The sequence below is a fragment of the Schlesneria paludicola DSM 18645 genome (assembly GCF_000255655.1).
GTDB lineage: Bacteria > Planctomycetota > Planctomycetia > Planctomycetales > Planctomycetaceae > Schlesneria > Schlesneria paludicola.
The window spans coordinates 1,964,449-1,989,153 of record NZ_JH636434.1 but is presented as its reverse complement, the minus strand read 5'-3'; the positions used below and the strand labels follow the sequence as shown (position 1 = coordinate 1,989,153).

18 protein-coding genes are annotated in these 24,705 nt (G+C 55.7%); 7 read left to right on the top strand and 11 right to left on the bottom strand.

Annotation, left to right across the window (positions count from 1 at the left end):
- Positions 1–604: 604 nt before the first annotated feature.
- A complete protein-coding gene (locus tag OSO_RS0109780) occupies positions 605–1,915 on the top strand; it encodes a UDP-glucose dehydrogenase family protein (protein ID WP_010583209.1) in 1,311 nt (436 codons plus the stop codon).
- A gap of 196 nt (positions 1,916–2,111) precedes the next feature.
- Complete coding sequence (locus OSO_RS0109775; RefSeq protein ID WP_010583208.1) at positions 2,112–3,047, top strand: UDP-glucuronic acid decarboxylase family protein; 936 nt, start codon at positions 2,112–2,114, stop codon at positions 3,045–3,047.
- A 71-nt stretch (positions 3,048–3,118) separates the two neighbouring features.
- Here OSO_RS0109775 and OSO_RS0109770 read toward each other — a convergent pair whose 3' ends face one another.
- From OSO_RS0109770 to OSO_RS0109725, 7 genes are all read right to left on the bottom strand, one after another.
- Positions 3,119–4,270, bottom strand: coding sequence for a Tudor-knot domain-containing protein (locus tag OSO_RS0109770; protein ID WP_162130526.1), 1,152 nt, complete (start codon positions 4,268–4,270; stop codon positions 3,119–3,121).
- A 352-nt stretch (positions 4,271–4,622) separates the two neighbouring features.
- Entirely contained in the window at positions 4,623–5,240 is a 618-nt protein-coding gene (locus tag OSO_RS0109765; RefSeq protein ID WP_010583206.1) for a hypothetical protein, read from the bottom strand.
- A 200-nt stretch (positions 5,241–5,440) separates the two neighbouring features.
- Positions 5,441–7,507 carry a tetratricopeptide repeat protein gene (locus OSO_RS0109755; RefSeq protein WP_157605123.1) on the bottom strand — a complete coding sequence of 689 codons (2,067 nt, stop codon included), beginning with the start codon at positions 7,505–7,507 and terminating at the stop codon, positions 5,441–5,443.
- A gap of 64 nt (positions 7,508–7,571) precedes the next feature.
- On the bottom strand, positions 7,572–8,498 hold the full coding sequence (locus OSO_RS0109745) for a YybH family protein (protein WP_010583203.1): 927 nt from the start codon (positions 8,496–8,498) through the stop codon (positions 7,572–7,574).
- A 136-nt stretch (positions 8,499–8,634) separates the two neighbouring features.
- Positions 8,635–10,056: a hypothetical protein gene (locus OSO_RS0109740; protein ID WP_202799927.1), complete on the bottom strand. Its 1,422-nt coding sequence runs from the start codon at positions 10,054–10,056 to the stop codon at positions 8,635–8,637.
- 241 nt (positions 10,057–10,297) lie between these two features.
- The gene (locus tag OSO_RS0109730) at positions 10,298–11,278 is read right to left on the bottom strand and encodes an HAD family hydrolase (protein WP_010583201.1); all 981 of its coding nucleotides are present in this window, start codon (positions 11,276–11,278) and stop codon (positions 10,298–10,300) included.
- A 215-nt stretch (positions 11,279–11,493) separates the two neighbouring features.
- Positions 11,494–13,362, bottom strand: coding sequence for an arylsulfatase (locus tag OSO_RS0109725; RefSeq protein WP_010583200.1), 1,869 nt, complete (start codon positions 13,360–13,362; stop codon positions 11,494–11,496).
- Between the two features lie 859 nt (positions 13,363–14,221).
- On the opposite strand from OSO_RS0109725, the gene OSO_RS47730 reads away from it, so the two are divergent.
- Genes OSO_RS47730 through OSO_RS51575 form a run of 3 tightly spaced genes read left to right on the top strand, consistent with a single transcriptional unit; the run spans position 14,222 to position 17,648 of the window.
- Positions 14,222–15,856 carry a hypothetical protein gene (locus OSO_RS47730; RefSeq protein WP_010583198.1) on the top strand — a complete coding sequence of 545 codons (1,635 nt, stop codon included), beginning with the start codon at positions 14,222–14,224 and terminating at the stop codon, positions 15,854–15,856.
- A gap of 8 nt (positions 15,857–15,864) precedes the next feature.
- Positions 15,865–16,566: a hypothetical protein gene (locus OSO_RS0109690; protein WP_040592162.1), complete on the top strand. Its 702-nt coding sequence runs from the start codon at positions 15,865–15,867 to the stop codon at positions 16,564–16,566.
- Entirely contained in the window at positions 16,563–17,648 is a 1,086-nt protein-coding gene (locus tag OSO_RS51575) for a hypothetical protein (RefSeq protein WP_010583196.1), read from the top strand. The genes OSO_RS0109690 and OSO_RS51575 overlap by 4 nt, the downstream gene beginning before the upstream one ends.
- Positions 17,649–17,687: 39 nt before the next feature.
- On the opposite strand, the gene OSO_RS47715 is transcribed toward OSO_RS51575, so the two are convergent.
- From OSO_RS47715 to OSO_RS42875, 4 genes are all read right to left on the bottom strand, one after another.
- Positions 17,688–18,596, bottom strand: coding sequence for a protein-tyrosine phosphatase family protein (locus OSO_RS47715; RefSeq protein ID WP_010583195.1), 909 nt, complete (start codon positions 18,594–18,596; stop codon positions 17,688–17,690).
- Positions 18,597–18,771: 175 nt separating this feature from the next.
- Complete coding sequence (locus OSO_RS0109675; RefSeq protein ID WP_010583194.1) at positions 18,772–19,545, bottom strand: hypothetical protein; 774 nt, start codon at positions 19,543–19,545, stop codon at positions 18,772–18,774.
- A gap of 657 nt (positions 19,546–20,202) precedes the next feature.
- Positions 20,203–20,574 (bottom strand): ArsR/SmtB family transcription factor, encoded by a 372-nt coding sequence (locus OSO_RS0109660; protein WP_010583192.1) that lies wholly within the window; start codon positions 20,572–20,574, stop codon positions 20,203–20,205.
- 90 nt (positions 20,575–20,664) lie between these two features.
- Complete coding sequence (locus OSO_RS42875) at positions 20,665–22,356, bottom strand: SulP family inorganic anion transporter (RefSeq protein ID WP_010583191.1); 1,692 nt, start codon at positions 22,354–22,356, stop codon at positions 20,665–20,667.
- 720 nt (positions 22,357–23,076) lie between these two features.
- On the opposite strand from OSO_RS42875, the gene OSO_RS0109640 reads away from it, so the two are divergent.
- Both OSO_RS0109640 and OSO_RS42870 read left to right on the top strand, forming a co-directional pair.
- On the top strand, positions 23,077–23,535 hold the full coding sequence (locus tag OSO_RS0109640; RefSeq protein ID WP_040592156.1) for a ribosome-binding factor A: 459 nt from the start codon (positions 23,077–23,079) through the stop codon (positions 23,533–23,535).
- 55 nt (positions 23,536–23,590) lie between these two features.
- Complete coding sequence (locus OSO_RS42870; RefSeq protein WP_010583188.1) at positions 23,591–24,670, top strand: RtcB family protein; 1,080 nt, start codon at positions 23,591–23,593, stop codon at positions 24,668–24,670.
- Positions 24,671–24,705 lie beyond the last annotated feature (35 nt).

Here is a 24,705-nt window from a genome sequence, read left to right as displayed (position 1 = left end):
GCGAACCTGCAAACGTGGCGAGTTCGACTTGCTGCCGCTGCCTCCGAGGCGGGGCGTTGCTCGATGAGGGCTCAACGTCTTGGTCGAATGGTCCTCCCTGGCCAGACATGACTCCTTAATATTGGCCGAAACGTAATCCCAACGCCCAATCCTGTAAAGACGGTTTTTCCAAATCTCTTCACCAGCTGGCCCAATGTCGCCAGACCTCCGGGCGATGCGGACGTCGAATCTCTCCGAAGAGACACTCCGGATCAAATCCTCATATGGATGCCGTTGGGAGTAGAAAGGGTCAATAAGCCCGTGGTTCCTCGAACGGACGATCGCAAGACCTGACGCGGGGGCGACCACAACTGACTTGCGTGGCTCCAAAGGACTTGCGATTCTGAGGCACAGATTTTCGCTTCAACAATCCCAGATTCAGAATGAAAAATCGGCAATTGGCGATTCAAAATCCTGCTTTGGGTAACCCGATTCGCGTAGAAACGACGCCAGAGCCAAGTCCGTCGGCATTGATGGCTGGGTTGGGCAACGCGAGTGTCCAAACGGGAAAAGCTGTTGCCGCCAACCAGGCATTGAAGGCCTGCACCGACAAGGAAATACGACGATGAAGATTGTGATGATTGGCACGGGCTATGTCGGGTTGGTCACGGGGACATGCTTTGCAGACAGCGGAAATGATGTGACGTGTGTCGACGTGGATGCCAACAAGATCGCACGTTTGAAGAAGGGCGAGATCCCCATTTATGAACCCGGGCTCACGGAACTCGTCATTCGTAACACTCAAGCCGGGCGACTGAAGTTCACCACCGATGCGTCCGAAGTTGTGCCCGCGGCCAAGTGCGTCTTTCTGGCGGTGGGAACCCCACAGCGTGAAGACGGATCGGCGGACTTGCGGATTCTGTGGAGTGCGATTGAATCTGTTGCGCCGCATCTGGCGACGGACGCCGTGGTCGTCATCAAGAGCACCGTACCGGTTGGGACGAATGCCGAGTTGGCGTCGCGTTTGAAGGAACTCACGGGACGCGCCGTTGACGTCGCGTCGAATCCGGAGTTCTTGAAAGAAGGCTGCGCCATCGACGATTTCACCAAGCCGGATCGCGTCGTGGTCGGCGTGACGCGTCCCGAGGTTGGCGAAGTCTTGAGTGAACTGTACAAGCCATTTCTCCGTACGGATCATCCGTTTCTGGTGATGAATCTGGAAAGCGCAGAGATGACGAAGTACGTGGCAAATTGTTTGCTGGCCACGAAGATCAGTTTCATCAATGAAATGGCCAACATCTGCGAAAAGGTGGGGGCTGACATCAACCATGTTCGAAAAGGGATTGGTCACGATCAGCGAATTGGATTCGCGTTTCTATTCCCAGGGGTCGGCTATGGTGGCTCGTGCTTTCCCAAGGACGTTCGGGCACTGGTCAGCGTTGCCGAACGATTCGGAATCGAACCACGAATCCTGAAGTCGGTCGACGACGTCAATGTGGCTCAGAAGGAAATCCTGTTTCAGAAGATCCGAGCACATTTTCAGGGTGACCTTAAACAAAAGACGGTTGCGTTGTGGGGACTGGCCTTCAAGCCACGTACGGATGACATTCGCGAAGCGCCGGCCCTGGTACTCATCGATCGGCTGCTGGAAGCGGGCGCCAACGTTCGGGCACACGATCCCGTGGCGATGGAGAATGTTCGCAAGATCTATGGTGACAAGGTGACATTCTGCCCGACGCCTTACGAAACGTTGAATGGAGCCGATGTGCTAGCGATTGCGACGGAGTGGAATGAGTTTCGATCACCGGACTTCGAGGTGCTTCGCCAGAAGCTTCGTTCACCCGTCATTTTCGATGGACGTAATCTGTTTGATCCGGAAAAAATGCATCGGCTTGGATTCGTCTATTCGGGAATCGGGCTGGAAACGCATTCCTGACGACGCTCGCCAGATTCGTTGCGAGGTCTGGCAAAAGTCTTGAATCGAATACGTCAGTTGAGTCCCCTTGATTTCATCCTGGGGTTCAACGAGATCGGATTGGCTGTTAAATCTGACGCCTGAATCGCGAAGGTTTCCGGCAACCCCCGGGAAAAAGATTCCGCGACATCGATCCTTTATCGAGAAAGACAATTCTGTGCGATCAATTCTTGTGACGGGCGGAGCCGGATTTCTTGGTAGTCATCTTTGCGATCGGCTACTCGAACGGGGCGACAATGTCATTTGCCTGGACAACTTCTTCACCGGCCGGAAGCAGAATATTCTGCATTTGATTGGCAATCCACGGTTTGAACTGCTTCGTCATGACATTGTGGAACCGATCGTGCTTGAGATCGATCAGGTCTATAACCTGGCCTGTCCGGCCTCGCCGGTGGCCTATCAATTTAATCCCATCAAGACGATCAAGACATCGACCGTCGGGGTGGTGAACCTGCTCGGTTTGGCGAAGCGTTGCAAAGCGCGAATCCTGCATTGTTCGACGTCGGAAGTCTACGGCGATCCGACGGTGCATCCGCAGAGCGAAGAGTATTGGGGAAACGTGAACCCAATCGGTCCACGCAGTTGCTATGACGAGGGCAAACGCGTTGCCGAATCCTTGTGCGTGAACTACCACCAGGAACACCAACTGCAGGTTCGCATCATTCGGATCTTCAACACGTATGGCCCGCGCATGGACCCCAACGACGGGCGCGTGATTTCCAATTTCATCATGCAGGCCCTGCGCGGTGAGCCGCTCACGATCTATGGTGATGGGACCCAGACTCGATCATTCTGCTACTGCGACGACCTGATTCGAGGGATGATGCTGTTGATGGATCAGGACCAGACGATTGGACCGATCAACGTCGGAAACCCCGGTGAGTATTCGATGCTGGAACTCGCCCAAGAGGTGCTGCGCGCAATCCCTGAATCGAAATCGACGATCAAGCATGTTCCTCTTCCGACTGACGACCCAAAGCAGCGCTGTCCCGATATTACCAAGGCGAAATCGATCCTGGGCTGGTCGCCGACGGTTGATCTTCGCACGGGGCTTGCCAAAACGATCGAATACTATCGAAGCGAACTGGCGTGAGCTGGTCAGCATCACTAATGCGGCCGGATCTCGGCCTCGTAGATAACTGGCGTCATATGGCGGCGAAAGGACTATTGCTTCGGCATGCGAATCATGTCGAAGTTCACCCACTCGTCCCATTCCTCCGAGAAGCCTTCGTAATGAATGAACGTCAAGCCATACCAGCTGCGTAGGACTTTGGCCGGATACCATTTCTGGTCTTTGGCCCATAAGACGTCCACGGCCGTGCCGGCATCCAGATGTTTGGGTTGAAATGGGCGCAATCGTTCGGATCCGACCCATTCGTCCCAAGAGTCGGCGAAGCCGACGTAGTGAACTTTGCTGCGATCACTCGCGACTTCCAGGATTTCCGCGCGATACCATTTTCCTTTCCATTCGGCTTCGACCCGGTCACCCTGCCGATTGGCCCGTGGGCCGGTTGGTTTCGCGATTCTCCAATGCGATGCAAATTCTCGATTGCATTCGTAGACCGATTTCTGGCGTTCAACAAACGCCATCTGAAGTTCGCTGAATTGGCCGAGTTCACCGACGTCGATTTCGCCGTCAACATTCAAATCGACTGTCGGGTGACCACGCAGTCCGGACAACAGCGAATCGGTAAAGGTCCAACGGCCGGTTGACGAGTTGTGCGAGTATGACGAGCAGAGGCAGGCGTAACCTAGACTGGTTTGTCGCAAGCGGGCTTCGTCGACCAATCCTCCTGAGTAGCAGCAGTCGGCCATCAAGACGACTCGCCCGCCCCGGAACTTCGCTTCGAGCGTATCGAAGACGGATCGCACCGGCCATGCGCTGGGCCCATCAATGGCGTCATAGTTCGCAAAGTGAACCTTATGATTCGTGCGATCACGGAATCCGTGACCCGTGAAGTAGAACATCAGCACGTCATCGGGACGCGTTCGCCCCAGCAGTGTTGTCAGTTCGTGCTGAATGCGATGGCGGGTTGCGTGTTTGTCCTGCAAGTAAATGATCTGATCGGCTGGGATTCCCGACTGGCGGAAATGTCGCACCAGTTCGACATCGCGACGATTGGGCTGCGCATTCGCCATGCCGCGCCAGACGTCAGGATTCTGCCATTCAAGAACGCCGACGGCGAAGACCCACGTTCGAGACGAATGCCAATCGAGTTCGGCTGTTGCCGTTCGGGATGTCAGTAGACACCCGCTTGCAAGTGCGATGGCGATGGCGAGACTTTGGCAGCCGATCGATCGAGAGCGCGACTTCATGACACGTTCTTCAATGAAAAACAGATGCTGCTTGCGGCCGAGCCCCAGTCGGATCTCATTCCGAGGTGGTGAGGTTCTTGGATCGTGCCGCGTGCTGGATTCCGGTAGGTATGTCTTGCGTCGTGACGCCATGGGCTTCACGGTTGCCTCGCTCCAACAAGATTACTCTATCCGTTGTGACGAACAGCCTATTAGGCGTGAGCTCTGACGGGTTTGTCCCGGTGACATTGCGGATCAAAACGGAAACATCGTTTTTCAGAGATGCAGCGGCATCCGGCCGTCATTGTTGGCGGAAGGGCCAGCAGGGCTCACAATCTCAACACAATCAATAGGGTTGCGTGTCGCTCGAAGGTCATTTTTTCGGCTTTGTCTTTTCCGGCATTGCCAACTCGACGGCCTTGATCGCTCCATTCTGTTTGAGGTCCTTGTCAAATTTCAGAGTGACCTTGAACGCAACTTTCTCCAATCCTTTCGCCGCGACTTTGGGAGCCGTGGAGTAACCGGAGCCCGGTTCGGTGATGACGATCTGTTTGACCTTTCCGTCTTCGACGATCACATGCCCCTTGGCGGGAACCTGTTTCCAGAGTCCGCCTTTCTGAGGCTGATAGCGGTAGTAGTCCGAGACTTCGTCGAGGCGTTCGTTCGTGATGCCGTGTGGCTTGAGCACCTTCATCAGAGCTTCTTTATTGGCGCGGGCTTCCGCTCCGGAGGGCCTGCCATCGCGCGCGGGGGTCACACCACTGAATGCCTCGCGGAATACGTCTGGCGTGACGCCGAGAGCAGCCGCAATCAAGACGACGGGACGCCCGCGATCCTTGGCGTCTGTGTCGTATCCCTCGGAGAATGTGAGCGGGATTTTGGTTCCCTCGGCGGCTGCGACCATCTTGCAAAATCCGGTGAGGGCGGCGAAACAGACAAATCGTAGTTCACGCGACATGGCTTGGGACAGAAAAAAACGGTGAGTGTGCATGGAGCGGCCCTTCTTTTACAGCGCAAGACTGGTGGCGCCGGGATCACTTCCCTGCACCACCAGTCTGAACGAAATCGCGATCGACCATTCAACAGCGGGAATGAAAGAAGTTTCTGTCGATTCCCGTTGCGAACCGTGCTGGTTTCGTGGCACGCCCCACTTCGGGGCGGAGGCCGATCATGGACCGCACCTGCTGAGGCCTAGCGTGCAAACGTCAGTTTTTGTCCATCTCCAATTGGCGAGAATGAAAGGCGTCCGTCATCTTTGAGTGCGATGTCGGCGAGCATGGTCCCTCCTGAATCGGGTTCCATGACCAGACTGGTTCCTCGAATTGCGTAAGCTCCGGTCATCGATTGCGCTGTCCCGTTTTGGGTGAACTGCCAATTGAATTTGTCATCGGTTCCGAGAGTCAGCGTGAAGTCACCACCAGCTCCTTTGGCCTTCCAGTTCCCCTGAAGTTTGTCGAGTGGATAGGCTGGCTTGTCGAAGTTGGGTTGTGGACTGGCCGCTGTCGTGGTCGTGTCGTCAGTCGATTCGGGGGCATACATTTGGACAAGCTGTGCCGCGAGCGCGTCGTTTGGCTGCAGTTTCACCACACTCTTCCACATTTTCACGGCGGCATCGGCGTGCCCACATGTCAGGTAGTGGTATCCGAGCAGAAAGCGCGCATCGGCTGCGGACTGATTGGCGAGTACCACAGCTTCCAGCTTGCGCATCTGTTCGGTGTAGGTCTCAGGATTGGCGTAAAGACTGACGAGCGTCGTCCAATCCCACCCTGGACCAGCGGCCAGCACGGCGTGAATTGTTGCGGCAGCATCGTGGTACTTCCCAAGTGCGAACAGGCAGAGACTGCGGAACTCGTTCATCGCGGCATCTTTGGGGGCTTGTTGTAGTGCCTGATTGGTGAGATTCAGCGCGTCGTCGAATTTCTGGTCGTAGAACGCTTGCCGTGCTGTGTCAAAAGTCTGCGTCAACGGATCGGCAGGGGTGATCGTGGTGGAATCGGTTGACGAGGCCTCTTGCGCCCCGCTTTGCGTGTCATACGAAGGGTCACCCACGATGGGTTGATCGTATGCGAAGCCTGCGCTGCCATCGTCTCCTGATGCATAGTACGGGTTGACATACCCGCTGACGCCAAACAGGTAATTGATGGTGTTCAGGCCCCACATCGTCGCTCCAAAAGCCATCGCGACGGGATAGGTGTTCCAGAGGTAGTTCCAGCGACCATTGCCCCAGGCCGGGCCATAGCCGTTGTACCAACCACCCCAATTTCGCGACCAGTGGCCGGCCGGGCCAAAGTATCCCGAATGGCCCCAGGCTCCGTTCGGTCCAACATGGCCGCTATGTCCCCAGTATCCGCCGTTCGGACCCCAGGCGCCAGTATGCCCCCAATAGCCGTTAGGTCCCCAGAACCCAACATGATTGATCTCGCCCCCATTGGGACCGTTCCATTGCTGGTGGTGCCAGCCGGAATCGTTCCAATGTTGATTCATGTCGTTGAAGCGATTTTCGAGGTCCTGATGTCGGTCCGAGATCGACCCTCGATTGCCCAGACCGCGTTGCTCGCCCGCGCCACCTTGACCGGGGCGCATCCCTGGGTTGCGTTCTCCTGCACCGCCTTGTCCCGGACGCATTCCCGGAAATCGCTCGCCCGCACCACCGGCGCCTGGTCGCGCGGGGCCCAGTCCTGGAAGTGACCCCGTGTTTGCTCCTGCACCTGGAAAACGGTTCGTGACTCCCGAAAGGTTTCCCGGTCGTCCCTCTCCTCCTCCAGACAGGCCAGGGCGTGAACCGGGATTCAGTCCACCGTCTGAGAAGCGGCCATTGCCAATTTCAGGCCGCGTTCCGATGCCGAAGCCTCCGCCATTGAAGTTGGGCTGATGCACGATGTTGGGGCGGTCGCCGATCCCACCGCCCCCGCCGAAGTTTCCGGCGGGTCGATTCATACCTCCGCCTCCAGGAAACGATGAGGAGGGGTGAAAGCCACCACCGGAGAATCCACCGCCTGAGAGACCGCCTCCGGAAAAGTTGCCTCCTCCTCCATGGAAGCCGCCACCGCCAAAGTTGCCACCGCCAAAGTTGCCACCGCCAAAGTTGCCACCGCCGCCGAAAGATCCCCCGCCCCCACCACGAAATCCCCCACCCCCACCGAATCCACCCCCACCGCGAAATCCTCCACCACCAAATCCACGAGCCCATGCGGGGCCGGCCGCGAATGTCATGGTCAGCCAGACGACGAGGATGCTATGCCAAGTTGATCGTTTCATAATGCGTTGTCCTCAGCGCGAAGTCGTTGTATGTAAACCTTGGAATGCCCGAAGTGGTCGATCACTATTTCGTGGAGGCCCCGGCGGGAGTCGGAGGTTGTCGAACAATCCGATGCGACGAACCGGGCAGGCTGATTCCGGCACGGACGCGATCTTGCTGAGTCACACGAATTGCGTTGGCGCCGTCCGACGTATACTGAATCTTCGATGAGGAGCGAACTCCGTCCGCATCGATTGCAGAAAGGTTGACGGACCAGCCACCCCCATCGTCTTCGTTCCAGAAACCTTCCCCGAAGCCGCCGGATGAGTCAAAGATCCAGGATCGAAATTGCTTCCGTTCGGCATCCCATCCCAGCCGATTCGATCCGTGCCACTTCTTTTCACGCGATTCGACGACCGTAAATTCGCTGACGAGAAAATTGTGGTCTTTGGACCAGTTCCACTTGGTCGCAATGGAGGTCCCATCAACTTCCTCGTGCCATTCCCCGATCAACCAGGCCATGGCCTGAAGTCGCTCATGCGGTGTCGCGCGATCCTGCTCGAGCTCCCGCACACTGGCAAGCAGCCATGTTCCATCTGCTTGCTTGACGTGTGTTGCCGTGTATCGCGTTCGCTCAACGGGGCCTGCTTTTTTTTCACTCGGTGTGAAGGTGACGACCCCGTCTTCGACCACGAGCCCCACGGCGACGGGACGAATCGAGACCAGTTCGATGGAGATTTTTCCTTCAGGTTCATTCGCGAAGGTGGACTTGTATTCTGCTTCGATCGATTCGCGGCCGTGAAAAATGGTGCCTGTGGAATCGATCAGTTCCGCTTCGACGGTGAACAGACCTGCCAATCCATGGGCATCTCGGGCGGCGTACAACGTCTCATATTTCTTGGCGCTCTCGGCGATCGACGCCTGAAGTTTCTTATCGTCGGAATCGGCGGCAATGATTGTCTGACAGGCTGCCAGACTCACGAAAAATAACACAGAATGTGTTCGGAACATGATGTTGACTCCAACAGTAAAGCGAGTGCTTGAAGACCTTCAGCGAAATCGTAGAGTTGTTTTAAAGCCGGTTGCAAGATTTGAACAACGGCCCGTGCTGTTCAAACGAAGTCGCCATTGGATCGGAATGCATGAACTATTCTTGAGTGAATTGAAACGCGTAGAGTTTGGCCCGTTTCAGTTTTAGGTGGAGCCGAATCGGCTTGCCTGCGAGTGCGGAAACATCTGTCTTTCCTTTCCAGTAGACGCGCTGGTCGATGAAGTTGCCCCCGATCTCTTCGCAATCGGCAAGCGTGAACCCCGGGATCGGCTGACCCTGATCGTCCTGAAGCTCGACGAATGCGGTTCCCATCGCTCCGGTATCGATGTTGAATCGCAGGCTGTTGCCTCGGAACAAAATCGGCGGGGTTCGAAACGCCCCACCACGGTGGTCGGCATCGGCCGAGACGAATCCATCGAGCCGTTGTCGCACGATACCGATTCCACCCACCTGTTTTGCCGAGTCGACGTACTCACTTCTCAAATTGGCCGAGTCGTGCAGTCGACCGCTTGAGTAATAATATTGATAAAGGTAGTTCCCGCGACGGATGATCCCAGGGGCCATCACGCAGTACCAGCGGTCCCATTCATCGGCCAGTCCTGTCGGAAGATATTGATCACGGGTGGGACGATTCCACTTGATTCCATCGCGACTGACTGCCAGTTGCACCTCGAGCATGCCAAAGTCTTCCCACTGGCCCGAGGATGGCAAGCGGACGAAGGGGTTTCGCTGGGGGGAAAAATGACGAAACTGCGAGGTGAACATGAACTGTGCGTTGGCCGCCCATGGGTAGATCATGGCCGCGTTGTAGTAAATGTCGGAATGTGGGTCGTCTTCCTGGTCGGCCGAAAGGACAACGTCGACGTTGTCGATCCCAAGGAACATGCGATCGTTGTTTGATTTCCGGTAAGGCCAGGGCTTGAGTGGATCATCGGTCTCGATTCGTCCGATGCGTCGCTGGTTCTCGGAGGTGTAATCGAATGCTCGGGTGAAGATGACATACTTCCCGCGCTGCTGGTCCCACTGCACGATCGCCGGATTGTCCGTAAAGAACGGAAGAACCATTCCAACCTTGGTGAAATTGACTCCGTCCGGCGAATAGCTGGCGTAGACACCGTGCTTCTGCGGATCGAAGGGAGGCGAGAATTCGAGATGAAACCGCTTGTAGCGGCGTTCCTTGTCAGGGTCATGCGGGTCGAGGAACAGGGTGGTAAATCCTCCGCCCCCAATATGCGTGTCGGTTCGATGAAACTGAATTGCGTCAGTGCTTTCCCAGACATCGACGCTGTCGGCACCGAGGTACAACCGCACCGTGCCCTGGTCATCGATGACGCGGCTGATATGGCCATGCACGGGCTTGCCGTCTTGAGCGAGGATCATTCCGATCTTCTGGGCGGGATTGGTCCGCAGTTCAATCCGATCACTCTCGGCCAGGAATTGGCGATCAATGAAGAGTTGTTTCTGGTCACCCACGTCGATGGGTGATCCGGTCATTAGCATGAAAGCGAGCCAGAACACGAGTGATATCCTTCGTGAATTAGACGTTGCTTCGACAATCGCGGCGAATCAGCATCTGGCGAAGTTTCGTTCGCGGCAGATCGAAATGACGAATGACAGGCCTGTTGGAATTCATGATGTCATCACGATTTTCAGTCTGTACGGAGCGAGTCGTCCGTGATTTCCATCGTAGGCGAAATGTCACTCCTCAAGAAACGACCGCCTCCAGTTGTCCAGGCCTGGTCACATTTGTGCGTTGCCGTTAATCGCGAAAGATGGTTTTCCAATCGCGTTTCATGTCGACGACAATCCATCCATGTGTGCTTGCTTCATTAAGGCCTTTGTCGAGCTTGCCAATGTGGCTTACCCGATCGTATGCCCATTCGCGTTCGGCGTCGGTGTGATGGACGATCAAGCCCAGTCGTGTTCCTGCACCGGCAGTTGTCCATTCCAGCATTTGAAAGTCGCCATCCGAGTTGCCGAATGCCGCGAGCGGACGACGGCCAATGAACTTCTGAATGCCGACAGGCTTGCCGGGGCCCTCGTCCAAATGGTCAAGTTCCGGCAACTTGATCAGTATCGGTTTGCCGTCGCGGATCTCGTATTTCAGCTTGCCGCTGCTGCCAATGATTTGTTCGGGTGGAATGCCATAGACAGTCTCGGCCCAAGCCCGCATGAATTCCACTCCACCGCCCGAGACGATGTACGTCTTGAAGCCATTTGCTCGTAGAAACCCCAAAAGTTCGAGCATTGGTTGATATACCAATTCCGTATAGGGGCGATTGAATTTCGGATGCCGCGCGGTCTTCAGCCATTCCAGAACGGTGGTGTGGAATTCATCGGTTGTCATGCCGGTGTGAGTTGCCTCGATAAGTTCCCCGATCGCGGTTTCGCCACTCGCCAGTGCGCCAATGAGGTTTCCCTGCAGGATTCCTTTGAATGGCTGCTTTTCCTTCCAGTCCGGGTGACTTGCGGCCAAGACCCTGATCCGGTCGATGCTGAAGGCCAACTGAACATAGATCGGTTGCTCGCACCAGAGCGTCCCGTCGTTGTCGAAAACGGCGATTCGTTCCGCGGGGGGAACGTACTCGGGTGAGCCCTCTTTCGTCACTTTGGCGACGAACTGCAGAATGGAAGTCTTGCTCGTGCCGTCGTTCCACGATGCAAGGGGATCGTCCGCACAAACCGGGGCGGAGATCATCAGCGCCAAACAGGCGATTGCAGAAAAATTGCGGAAACACATTGCTTGTTCACCATCTTCCTCGTTCCCACGCTCTGCTTAGGAACGCCTCTTGCGATCTTGTATTCTGCCAAACGGGAGAACGGTCTGAGATCCCATTGCACACCACATCGGGAAATGCGAAGCGTTCCTAAGCGGTGCTTTGGGAACGAGGAGAACCTGACCTCAGACCGATCAAATGAACACACAGTGACGCGTTTTGAACGTTGTCCGCGTGTCTACTTGGCCCCTTCGGCCGCCCTGCGTCTGGATTCCTTGATGGCTTCCAGAGTTTGTTCCATCAGCGTTGCCGGAACGAAGCTGGGTGGGAATGAACGCGGCGGAAACTCTTTGAACGTTTCGATGAACTTAAAGACTTCTTGCATCGTTCCATAGACATTCCCGATGTGATTCAGATTCCAGTCCCAATAGGTATTGGACGTAAAGTCTGCACGTTCGAAGGGGTCTTGGTAGATATTGAAGATCTTCTGCAGTCGAAGCTTGGTAAATGGTTCGGCCCACACTCCCAGCGTGCCCGCCAGACGTTGCTCGGCGAAGACGTATTTGTAGTCGCCCTGGCGAATGGCCACGAGCAATCCGTCGTCATCGGCGTAGAAGAATTTGTCACGCGCACTCTTTGCTGGGGAATCGCCGCCTGCGGGGCCGCTAACAGTCTTGAGCAAGGCCGACTGGTCGAATCCGTCGAGATGGACTTTGTACTTGATGCCGTTGGCGGTATAGCCCTTCGCACATTTCGCGACGATGTCAGGTTCGCCCGCGATGGAACAGAATGTGGGAACCCAATCATTGTGGCTCATCAGTTCATTGGTGACCGTGCCCGGCTTGATCACACCCGGCCAGCGAACAAGACATGGCACGCGAAATGCGCCTTCCCAGTTCGTGTTCTTTTCGGAACGGAAGTGAGTCATCGCGCCATCGGGCCACGAGTTCATGTGGGGACCGTTGTCGGTGGAGTAAACGACGATAGTGTTGTTGGCGATCCCCAGATCATCCAGTGATTTGAGCAGCGATCCAACCGTTTCGTCATGCTCGATCATGCCGTCGATGTACTCGCTATCGCCGTGCTTGTAGCGGCCACGGTGTTCGGCACGAACGTGGGTCCGTAGATGCATGCGTGTTGCGTTGAACCAGCAGAAGAAGGGTTTGCTCGCTTTGTGCTGTCGCTGCATGTAGTCGATGGCGGCGGCGGACGTTTCATCGTCGATGGTTTCCATTCGCTTCTTCGTAAGAGCGCCCGTATCTTCGATGGTTTGTTTGCCGATTTTGCCAAAACGGGGGTCGACTGTCGGGTCGTCCTTATCGCTGGCTTTGCACTTGAGAACTCCGCGCGGACCGAACTGGGCGCGATATGCAGGATCTTTAGGGTAGTCGGGAAGTTCTGGTTCTTCTTCGGCGTTCAAGTGGTACAGGTTGCCGAAGAACTCGTCGAAACCATTGACGGTGGGCAGTGACTCGTTACGGTCGCCGACGTGGTTCTTGCCAAACTGGCCGGTCGCATATCCAAGGTTCTTGAGCAGCCCGCCAATTGAAGGATCGAGTTGGCTCATGCCCATTGGTGCGCCCGGAAAACCGACCTTCGTGAGTCCGGTGCGAATCCCGTGCTGGCCCGTCAGAAACGCGGCACGACCGGCGGTACAACTTTGTTCGCCATAATAGTGCAGGAAACGGACTCCCTCGGACCCGATCCGATCGATATTCGGTGTGCGATAGCCCATCAGGCCATCGCTATAGGCACTGATGTTGGTGATCCCGATATCATCGCCCCAAATGACCAGGATGTTCGGCTTCTTGCCTGCTTGAGTCAGAGACGCTGCAACAAGTTGATTGTGGCTGGCCAGAGCCAATTGGTCCTGATTGCTGAGGCCCGTCGAACAACATGATGCCCTCGGCTGATCGAGACCCGCGGGGACTGGAATCGATGCGGTGGCGTCGGGGGGGATGGCCGCATCGATGACGGGAGCAGTGCTGGAAGCGACGGACGGCGCGGCCTGGGCCGGGCTGCGAAGATCGGTGAGGGCTGCGGCATAGCCAAGTAGCCCTCCGATTGCGAGCGTGGATACCATCGAGAGCAACGGAATTCGACGCATGAGACTGGTCTCCATCCAGGGATTGTGGCCAGGTATGACTTTGTTTCAAACGGGAACTGATGGGGTCTACTGGGAACGACCTCGGGCCCGTGACGCATCGCTCGCTGTTCGTTGATTTCAAGTTGACTGCGAGTCATGGGCAAGTACGGAAAAAATGGCGTACACAGGTAATATCTAAAGCGTACGACGCGGATCATAATATCGCTGCCAACTCGAACTACTAGTGTCGGCTCGAGTCATCCTGTTCTTTTTTTCGGCGACGTTCCGTTTGAGTGTCGAAAAGCACGCCTGCGCCGCCGCGGCTCGCCTACTAACGATGCCGATTGTCGACCTGCTTGCGTGATGATGTCGGTGGGCAACGTTGATATCAATACAATGAGATGTATTCATTCGGGCGATGATGCAGATTCGATGAATCCATAAACAAACGAATGCCGCTTGGCAGACGAATCGTCTCGGAGAGCTCCGTCGACCGCGTTGGACTTGCCCTCTCCTGTAGACAGTCAGAAAAGTACCGGGATCTTTACGATGTCGTGGCTTTTTCGAATTGGCGCGGAGCCGGTCCCTGTGGTTTCAATGGATTGCAACGTGGGGCCGAGTGGATCGCGGCGTGTTCAGTTGATTCCTGGGATTGTGACTGATAAAAGACGAAATGACTCTTGTTTGTGCCGATCATTTGAGGAGTCTGTCGCGGGCCGGATACGCTTGCAGTTGGGACGTCACTCGAGAATACGATTTGCCGAGGGTGTGTCTGATGTGGTGATCTGACGGCTGATCCATTTCCGTCGACATTGGCGAATGACTGCGACCCGAATAGAAGAATGCAAAATTCGTAAGACATCTTGAACCGGAGACAGGGATGCGCGACGTACTGGCCATGATGATTGTTGGAGCTCTTGTCATGGGGATGGCCCGCGCTGACGATGGGCCTGGCGGAATTCGGAAGTGGGATTTCGAAAACGACACCGCCGGGAATTTGCCGGTCAGCTATGTCTCGGCTGTCGGTGAATGGAAGGTTGCGTCAGAGGGGAAGAATCGGACGTTACGTCAGACGGCGCGGAGCGCCGATTCTGTGTTCAATCTCGTGATTCGTACGGATATTCTGTATTCCGACGTCGAAGCGAGCGTTCGGGTGAAGGCGGACAAAGGTGTCGTCGATCAGGGGGGAGGTATCGTCTGGCGGCTGAAAAACGCCCAGACGTACTATCTGTCGCGCTATAATCCGCTCGAAGATTCTTTTCGGCTCTACAAGGTCGTCGACGGCAAGCGATTTCAACTGGCGAGCGTCAAGGCGCCCGGCGACAGCAATTGGCACGTGATCAAGGTCTCGATGAAAGGAAACTCGATTCGTTGTACGCTCGATGATCAGTTTCCGCTTGAGGCACAAGACGATTCGATTCGTGGATACGGTCGACTGGGGATTTGGACAAAAGCCGACGCACAGTCCGATTTCGATGACTTCGCAGCACAAGGGACATTTGTCGTACCGAAGCCGACAGAGCCCGTTGCCGAGACGAAGGAGTTCGAGATTCGAAATCGGCGGGCATTTCTTGGTGGGCATGAGGTCGATTTGTGGGGATTGCGATGCGGGAACGCATTTTTCAGCGATGCCGTCACCGAGCGTTTCATTCGCAACTTCGACAACATGAATGCCCATGGCATCAATCTGGTCGGGGCGTTCATCCAGAGTGTGAATGCGGGGCATCCCGATGGCGACGCGGGGCTGAACGGATTCACGCGACACGGAAAGATTCTGCCCGAGGTGGCGAAACGAATCGAATGGTTCGTCCGCGAGGCCGACAAGCGAGGCATGGTCGTGATGATCGGTGTTCTGGCCCCGCGGAAAGATCAGGACTTTCATGACGAAGACGATATGCGGACGGCGATCGAAGAGACGGCCAAGTTCTTGAAAGAACGTAAGCTGCGAAACGTCTTCGTCAACTTGTGCGACGAATTCAATCATCCGTTGCGAGCCGACAAGTTGCTGGTCCGGGAGCCCGACGGCGAAAAGAAGAAGGCGATGATGACCAGTTGGTTCAAGGCGATCGCTCCGGATATCGAAGCGGGAATCGGCCCGCACTGGAAGTCGGGTACCGGTGACACGTACCCTGGGATGGACATTCGAATCATTCAGAAAGGGATGGCCATTCCTCAAGAGGGGTTCGTGATCAATGCGGAGCCAATTCGAGAGGACTACTACAACAACGATGGTATTTTCAATGCGACAAACGTGGAGAATATCTTCACCAATTGTCGAAAGTTTCTTGATGCGCCGCATGCGGTGTTGATGTTCCACGCGGGGCATTTGCAGGGGATCACAAACTACAGCGGTACTGCTCCCCATGGCGAAATGGGCGGCTACGGGACTGGCCCCAACGATCGCGGGATCAAATTCTACTACGAGTGGGTTCGCGACAATGTCGGTCGTTGGGAGTATCCAAACCATGTTCCGGCGTCGGAATTTTCAATCAGTCCACAGGGATTAAAGAATTGAATGACATCGTGAGGAATGCGCTCGCATCCCGTGGGCGCATTTCGTCTGCCGCTCGGGTTGTTCGTAGTCTCGGTCGATTGATCCTCGTTGCGTCGCTGGTGGGGTTGTCTCCCTTTTCATCGCGAGAGGCGAGTTGGAATTTTGAGACAGAGGAACCGGGGCAGGCAGCAGAGGGGTTCACCAACGATGTCGGTCGATGGGAGGTCGTCAATGCCGATGGCAATCTGGTACTCGCGCAGCGGGCGGAAAATCGTCTTTCGGTCTTCAATCTGACGCTGGTCGAACAATCCAGTTATCGGGACGTCGATCTGAGCGTCCGGATTAAATCTGTCGGAGGCGAGAACGAGCGCGGCGGCGGGCTGGTCTGGCGGGCCAAGGACAAAGACAACTACTACCTAGTCCGCTACAACCCACATAGCGCACGACACAGTCCGCGTCGACCCAATTTCAGGCTTTATAAGATCGAAAACGGGAAGCTGACTCAACTGGATCATGCGGATGTACCCGGTGACAGTGACTGGCACACCATTCGGATTACGACGTGCGGGACGCAGATTGTCGGCTACCTCGACGAAGCGAAACTGCTCGAGGCCGAGGACATGGCATTCCTGGATGTCGGCAAAATCGGGCTGTGGACAAGGTCCGACGCCTGCTCCTTATTTGATGACCTGACGGTTTCGACGCCGATTGCACCGGAGAAGCGACCATGAATTCGAACGTCGCGACCCGCGCTGCAATCCTGTTGATGAGTCTTCAATGGGTCGGAGCAACCGCCACGGCGGCCGATGTCGATCCGTTTCCCGATCCTCCGATGGCGACACGAGAATTTGAGGTCAAAGGTGGCAGCGCGTATCTAGGAGGGCAACCGATCCGACTTTGGGGACTACGTTGCGTTCATGCGCTGCGGGATCGGGCATTGACCGAGCGATTGGTGCGCAACCTGGACAACTTCAATGAACATGGCATCAACCTCGTGTCGGTGTATCTGCAAGCCGCGCACGGGGGCTTTCCGGATATCCAGGCCGGGGCGAATCCCTTTGGAGCGACGGGTGAACTGGAACCGGCGTTCGCCCGCCGGCTGGAATGGCTGGCTCGTGAGGCGGACAGGCGGGGAATGGTGCTGCTGATTGGCGTCATCACACCGATCAAGGACCAGGAGTTGAAAGACGAACAGGCAATGCGTCGAGCTATTGAAGAAACGGCACATCTCCTCGAAACACGGAAGATTCGTAACGTCGTGATTGACTTGATGTACGAGTTTGACCATGCGACCCGGATCTATCAGGAGTCGTTTCGCGAGCCAAATGGGTCGTTCAAAAAGGCGCGGGCCGCCGCATGGTTCCATGCCATTGCACCAGGAATCGAGGCCGGAGTGACAACTGAGACACATTCGACTTCGTCGAAAGATTTCGAAGGGATGGACCTACATCTGATCCAGAAGGAAGACCCGATTCCGGCTGAGGGATATGCGCTGAACATCGAATCGCTGCGCCGGGACCTGTTCGGCAATGAAGGAATATTTACACCGGATCAGGTTGAGGCGATACGACGAGAACTTGTTCGATATCACGCGGCACCCAACGCGGGCTACGTGTTGAATAGTTCGTACGCGCAGTCGATTGGCGGTGCGAGTGGTACAGGGCCTCATTTTGAGATGGGAGGCTATGGAACGGGACCCGACGACCGCGGTATTCGGTTCTATTTCGAATGGATTCGCGATCATGTCGGGAAGTGGGAGTATCCTCACCACATTCGACCTGACAGTGTGACGAGCGAATCTCGGGGGCATTAAACGGCGGGGCCGTTTGACGTATTCGTTTCCTCGATTCTTTCATTTTGGTTCGTTGGCTCTCGGGGCATCTCGGTACTCATGATGGCAGGCGATGCACGTTGTCGTGATTGCGGCCATTGCGGCGTTGGCTCGACTCGGCGAGTTGTCGCGTAACGCGTCTTCCAGAGTTTGGGTGAACTGTTCGGACTTCTCGAGATACTGCTGGAAGTGCGTCGGATAAGTTTGAAGTGCGGGCAATCGTCGCATTTCTGCGAACTGTTCTTTCAAGATCAGTGCTTCGTGAGAGGGGGCGAGATCTGGTGACTTTGCGGATGCCCTCCAATCGTGGGCCGCGGTCTGTTTCAGGCGATCGAATGTGTGTTCCATCTCGACCATCGCCTGAGCGAACGGAGGTACAGAGGCAACGTCGACGAAATCGACTTTCAATTGAGCAATGAACTCGGGCGTCAGTCGAGTGGCCCGTCGGGCTGAGTCCCAAAGTCCGCGATAATTTTGCCCGGTTCCTGCAGCCTTGAGGATTGATTCTGCGACCGACGCTGGCATGAAGCCGGCTTCGATACAAGCGACTGCGGCCGCCGTTGGGCTGCGGTGCTTTCCATGATGGCAATGAATGTAGATCGGCCCGGGAAGTTCCGTGATCGCCTTCGCCAGTTCGTGCGCGCGTTGCGGTGGGATGCCGTCGTATCCATGAGGGAGATGGACATACCGCTGTCCATACTTCTGCGCCAGCTCGACGTCAGGTCGCATTCCATCGACGCTGATAATCGTTTTGACGCCCAATTCTTGCAGTTCTTGGAAGGCAACGTCCCCTTCGGGAAGACCACCGGAAATGATGTTCGACGTGATGCGATAGGCATTGGGCAGATAATGCACGCCCAGTTTCTCTGGTAGTGCCATCGCCGCTACAGAGTGCTTGGTCTCGGTGTCGGCAAGTATCGGAAGTGACATCTGTGCTTCAGGCGAATCCTCGTCGGTGGCGAGACGATCTGTTCCGGAACGTGTTCCACAACCCCCTACGCACAGGAGCACGACGCCCCAAAATAAACGAGATCTCGGCATGAACCAAGGTGTCCGATCGGCAAATGGAGTTCAACAGATTCAAATCGTGTTTGGTCCTTGGTTTTCAGGGCCATGGATCAGGAACTTTTCCTTCAAGTGCACTCTCAATGTCTTTGTGGAAGGTGTCGTCATCCCATTCCTCGCGTGCCTGTTTGGCGATCTCTTCCGCTTCGGGCTTTCGCTCATTGGCGGCCAGCAGGGCCACCAGAGTTGTCACTTCGTTTGTGAATTTCCTATTGGCAAAGTCGAGGTGTCGTTTTCCGATCAGAGGGTTGTCCGCCAGTTTCTTTCCCTGATTGTAAATCAGTTTCATTCTTTTAAAGTCGGATTCCGGTTCCAGGTATTTGGCGCACAAGGCATAGGCTTTGGCTCTGACCAAGGCAGGTTGCGCGAGACCAAAGACCTTTTTTGCGGCTTTGGCATTTTGAGAATCCAGCACTTCAAACAATTCCTGCGTGAGTGTTTCCTCGTCCAGGGTGCGATTGATCGATGCAAAATCGTGAAACGACGCAACGAGGTTTGTTCCGTCCGCGACTTTCCTCGCGGCCACATCCCGGGCATCCTCAAGTTTGTCGAGTGCGGGTGGATATTTTTGGCCGAGGTCATACCAGTAGCCGAGAGCGAACGACAATCGAACCCCGGTCATTGCTGGCTGGAACTCCAACGCGTGCTCATGGAACCAGACGAATTTATCTAATGCGATCTCGTATCGTTTGTCGCGTACGTCAGCCTGAGCCTCTGTCAGAATTGATTGCGGGTCAGGATTTTCTGGTGGCTCCCACTTATCGGCGAGCGCGGCATTCACGGCGAACATGATGAACAGGGGACCGAGGCTCATGGCGCATGACCTTTGGTTGGACGTGGCAGTTGTTATGTGGCGATTTTCACGTTCCCTGTATGAGACCGAGAATGAACCGCTTTCGTCTCATCGAATGTCCTTCGAATCGAATGTGGACATTGTGACGAAATCACCTCGACATCCTTTATCGCTGTCGCCATCATCGTTGTCCAGACACCACGTCATAGTTGCGCTCGGCCAAGTCGATTGAATTTCGCGATGGCACATTTATTGTGACGAAATTCGATGCGATGGTGACGGTTCGGCGATTGTGTCGCGATAGACGGGCCACGTCGCATTTCACGGCCGGCATTTCATCCGAACGGGCAACCAACGTCGGTGAAGGGCGGGGATTCGGAATTCGAGGTGAGGAACTGAGGTGGTGAGTTCGTCGAAGGGGTCGGTCCGGCACGCGGAATCCATGCCGAAGTACGCGCTTAATTTGGATATGGCTTCGCGCGGAAGATTTCCCTCAAAGACAAGTTGAGGAACATCGTCGAACCACGCTCGCCATTGGCCGTTGGTTTCTTCGACGATCATGTTCACGTGGTTCGGCAATTGTCGGGGCCCTCGCTGTCATTTCGCGATGACTTCACGGCGACGACATTACTGTGGCATAAGTCCCGTCGTGGTGCGCAAATCCAATCGGATCGCATCCTAGCGTTTTCGTGTTCCGGTTGACTTTTTCGTCGGCTGAAAATCCGTTGTTTGTATTCCGTCCAACAGTTTCAGAGATTCCTCGAGATGCACGTGGAAGTACTGACGCATCAGGTCCAGCACTTGCCCGAGCAGAGGATCGCGTAGCGAGTAGAAAACTTGATTGCCTTCCTTCCGGGCTGCCACAATCAATTTCGAACGAAGAACGCTGAGGTGTTGTGAAACGTTGGCTTGTTCGAGCTCCAGTTTTTCGTAGAGCGTGGTCACGGGGACTTCCCCGTTGTCGCGAAGCAATTCGACGATCGCAATTCGGGTGGGATGGGCCAACGCTTGAAAGATGCCGGCCTTAAAGAGCCGAAGTTTGTCGTGCATGCCGGATCTCCGGTGATTTGATCTGAGAGTGAGAGGAATTGCTCAGCGCCGGTCCGGGGGGGATTCTCGTCACTTGATTGACACCAATATTCATGGGCGTCTTACGCCATTCACGGCCACGCGAAGGCCCGTTTCATGACGAGACAATTGATCGAGGCGATCGAGTCCAACAATCTCGACCGGGAGATTCGAGTGGGAATACTCGACGATCGAATGTCGCAAATTCTCTGCGGAGGTGTGATCGATGAGCCTGACGCCTGCATCAAGGTGAACAACGACGGCGGTCGCCTCGGATGGGATTTCATCGAGTTCATCAACCAATTGCATTGTGTTGAAGCAAACGAGGGGTTTGTTGACGTATATATGATAAACGTGATTGATCAGTTCTCGTCTGTCCACGGGGTTCCGAAAAAAGTCGGCAAGGCATTTCGCCAATGATGGTCGATTGCCTCCGTCGACATCGACGGATTGTCGACACATCAGGACACTGAATACCAATTTGGCCACGACACCGGCCGCGATTCCCCAAAGGAGGTCCATCAGCAATGTGACGGCGATGGTGAACGAGTAAATTACGAGCTGTTCGCCGCCAATCTGTGCAATGTGCTTCCAGACGAGTGGCTCGCACATCTTCCATCCGGTGAAGATCAAGACGGCGGCAAGAACTCCGAGAGGGATCATGTTGATCAATGCCGCTCCGACCAGCAAATAGATCATCAAGCAGATCGAGTTCGTGAAGTTGGCCCAGAGGGTTCGACCGCCTGCCGCAATATTGGCTTTGCTTTTCACGCCGCCCGGAATAATCGTGAGCCCACCGACCATGCTTGACGCCACGTTCGAGATTCCCATGGCGAGAAGTACGCGATTGGAGTCTGATTTTCGATGAAACGGATCGATGCGATCGATGGCCATCGCGGTGGCCAAGGATTCGACGCCATCAATCATCGTGAGCATGACAACGCCGACAAGGGCGGCCTGCCAAAGATCAGGTCGAGCAAGTAATGCGTTGAAGTCAGGCGAGTGAATTCCATGGAAGGGATTTTCGGGCAATCGGATCAGGAAGGCGGGGTCGATTGTTCCGAGATTTGCATAGTGGCCTAGGATGGCCCCCACAATGACGGCGAGCAATTGTGGCGGAAGAATCTGAAGGATGCGGTACCGTTTGAAGGAATCCAGCACGAACAGCAGGATCAAACAGACGATCGCAATCGCAAACACAGGAACGGTCATTCCGCGGACATAGACCGGGATTTCTCCCACGATCTCGAGGAACTCGTGGGCATGGGGCTTTCCCGTGAATCCAAAGAACTTCGGCAACTGCTTGACGATGATCAGCAAACCGATCGCGGCGAGCATCCCTTCGACCACCGCGACGGGTATCATCGCGGCGAAACGCGCAAGCTTCAGCAGGCTCAAGACAACTTGAACGCAGCCGACGATAAAGATCACGACAAGGAGAAAGCGATATCCTTCACCGACCGTTTCGGCATCGCCAGCTCCACCGAAGGAAATCATGATCGCCATGACGGCCGGGGCGAGTCCTGCGGCGGGCCCGGCAATTGTGACGTACGCTCCACCGACAAGCGGAAAGATGAAACCCGCCACGATCGCCGAAATCAGTCCCACGATGGGGGGCGCACCAGAAGCGATCGCGATGCCAGATGACAATGGAAGCGACACGAGCGAAACGACGATTCCTGACAGCAGGTCGTATCGCAGGTGTTTGAGGCCAGCGAGGCCGTTCTGCGGCACGTCGCGGGGTTCCAGGGGAATGGAGGACATTGAAAATTCCTTATCCACAGGAAAAGACCTGGACTCGAACTGCACCGCGCTCGTTCACGGCTGCATCCGGTCGATGCGTATCACACGGTTTGTTCCCGTCATTGCGAGTCGTGTGAATCGAAAGAATATGCGAATAATCGAATATTGATAGGTTGGTTTTGATTGCTTAAGAAAAAGTAAACGGAAACGCCTGGGAAGCGTGGGCGAAGACGTTTCCTGACGCACAAGGGGCGTTGAGGCACACTCGTGCAATGCATGTCACGCCTGTCGTCTCAAATCGCTGTTCTGCCAGGCCGTTTGGGGACAATGTGCGATGTGCAATTCGGGCGACTCGCGCGAGCCGTCGCTGAGCAGTGCGGGAAAAAAATGAGTGAACCTCGTACCCGAACAGCGTGTCCGTCACGTCGTGCCTCTGTCGGATTCGACTGTCACTTTGACTTTCGTCGGCACGATCATCAGGAGATGCATCATGAACGAGAACCTCCTCTTCTCTGAATTGCTGAGCTGGAATTGCGCCATTGCCTAAAAGCAATGTCCGTCCGGCTCGCACTCTGGCGCCCCAATTCTCTTTGGGCGTTTCTTCGTACGTGATGTGATGTGCGGCCTGTGGTTCGCCGCGCACCCACGTTCGTGGCCGCGCGCACGGTGCGTTCGGTCACGCTCTTTTCTCGCGAACCCGCCCGTAGCTCGTGCGCGGCGGTTCAGAAAGATGATCCATTGATGAAGCGAAAGTCCGGCGGAAACTCCGCCCCCAAGAACTGGCAGTCCATGTGTGGTCAGCCCGGCCCTGAAGATGGGAGGGACCCGCGCGATTTCTTCAAACGTACGAATCGGCGAAAGGATGATCGAAAGGATTGGCAGCTGTGTCGTCAGGTTTTTGAAACGCTGAGCTATGTGATGTCAGGTGCGTGCGGAGACGACATCCTGCGCGGCGTGATCGTGGTTGAGGTTTCACCCGCTCCAGATGCCCGGCGACTATTAGTGCGTGTCTGCCCTCTGCCCGGGGATACGGACTTCAATCCAATCCTTGTCATGGAACGGTTGACGCATGCGACGGGCCGATTGCGCGCGGAAGTGGCTCGGTCGATTAGCCGGCGCAAAGTCCCCGAATTGTTGTTTCGCGTGGTCGCGGACCAGTCGTCGGTTGCGCGGGCGCAGGGGGGAAAGGATGACAACTGAGGGTGAATCCTGTGCAATGAAGATGTGGTTGTCAGAACCGATGCCGAGGGACGTAATGGCATCGTTGCAGCGGTTGGTCACGTCGGATGATGTCCGACACGTGGCCGTGATGCCCGATGTGCACCTGGCGGGAGAGGTCTGCAATGGGACTGTCGTCGCCACTGGGGACCTGATCTATCCCCTGGCGGTCGGCGGTGATATTGGCTGCGGGATGCTGGCGGTCGCCATCGATCTGCCCGCTGACGCAATTTCGAGCGACAGGAACGCCGGTCGGGTTTTGGGTGATTTGTATGCGCGTGTTCCCTCGATCAAGCACGCGCGTTCAAGCATGCGTCAGGCGCTGCCCGAGTGCCTATTGGATCTGCCGCTTAGTCATTCGAGGCTCGAGAAGTTAAAAATGCGTGATGGTTTGCTCCAACTGGGCAGCCTCGGACGCGGAAATCACTTCGTGGAATTGCAGTCTGATCTGGACGGACGAATGTGGCTGATGCTGCATAGCGGATCGCGCGGGATGGGGCAGTCGATCACCGAACATCATCTGCGTGCGACGCGTCCGTCTCAAACGAAGCTCGGTTATCTGGAATCCACGCAGCCGTCTGGGCAAGCGTATTTGTCGGACGTGGCCTGGGCGATCGAGTATGCCATGCAGAACCGACTGGCAATGGCGGTCGCGGTGGAGTCATTGTTGCGCGACCTGTTTGGCGCGTCGACCGACTGGTCGACGCTAATTCATAGCCACCACAATCACGTGAGTCGTGAGGTTCATGGTGAATGTGAGTATTGGGTGCATCGCAAAGGAGCGTTACCAGCGAGTGAGAACGAACCAGGTATCATTCCGGGCTCAATGGGAACACACAGTTACCACGTCAGCGGGCGAGGGGCGGCTGAGTCGTTGCGATCGAGTTCGCACGGTGCGGGTCGGAGGTTCAGTCGAGAGGACGCCCGACGGCGGATCACTCATCGCGAGTTTCAGCGGCAGATGCGCGGTGTTTGGTTTGATCAGCGGCATCTGGATGGACTACGTGATGAAGCACCTGCCGCCTACAAAGATGTTGATCGTGTGATGCGCGCCCAGCGCGAGCTGACACGAATTGTACGGCGTGTTCGTCCGCTCCTTACATATAAGGGGAGTTGAGAATTGGCAGGCCGTTGAAATTGGCCGATCAGGGG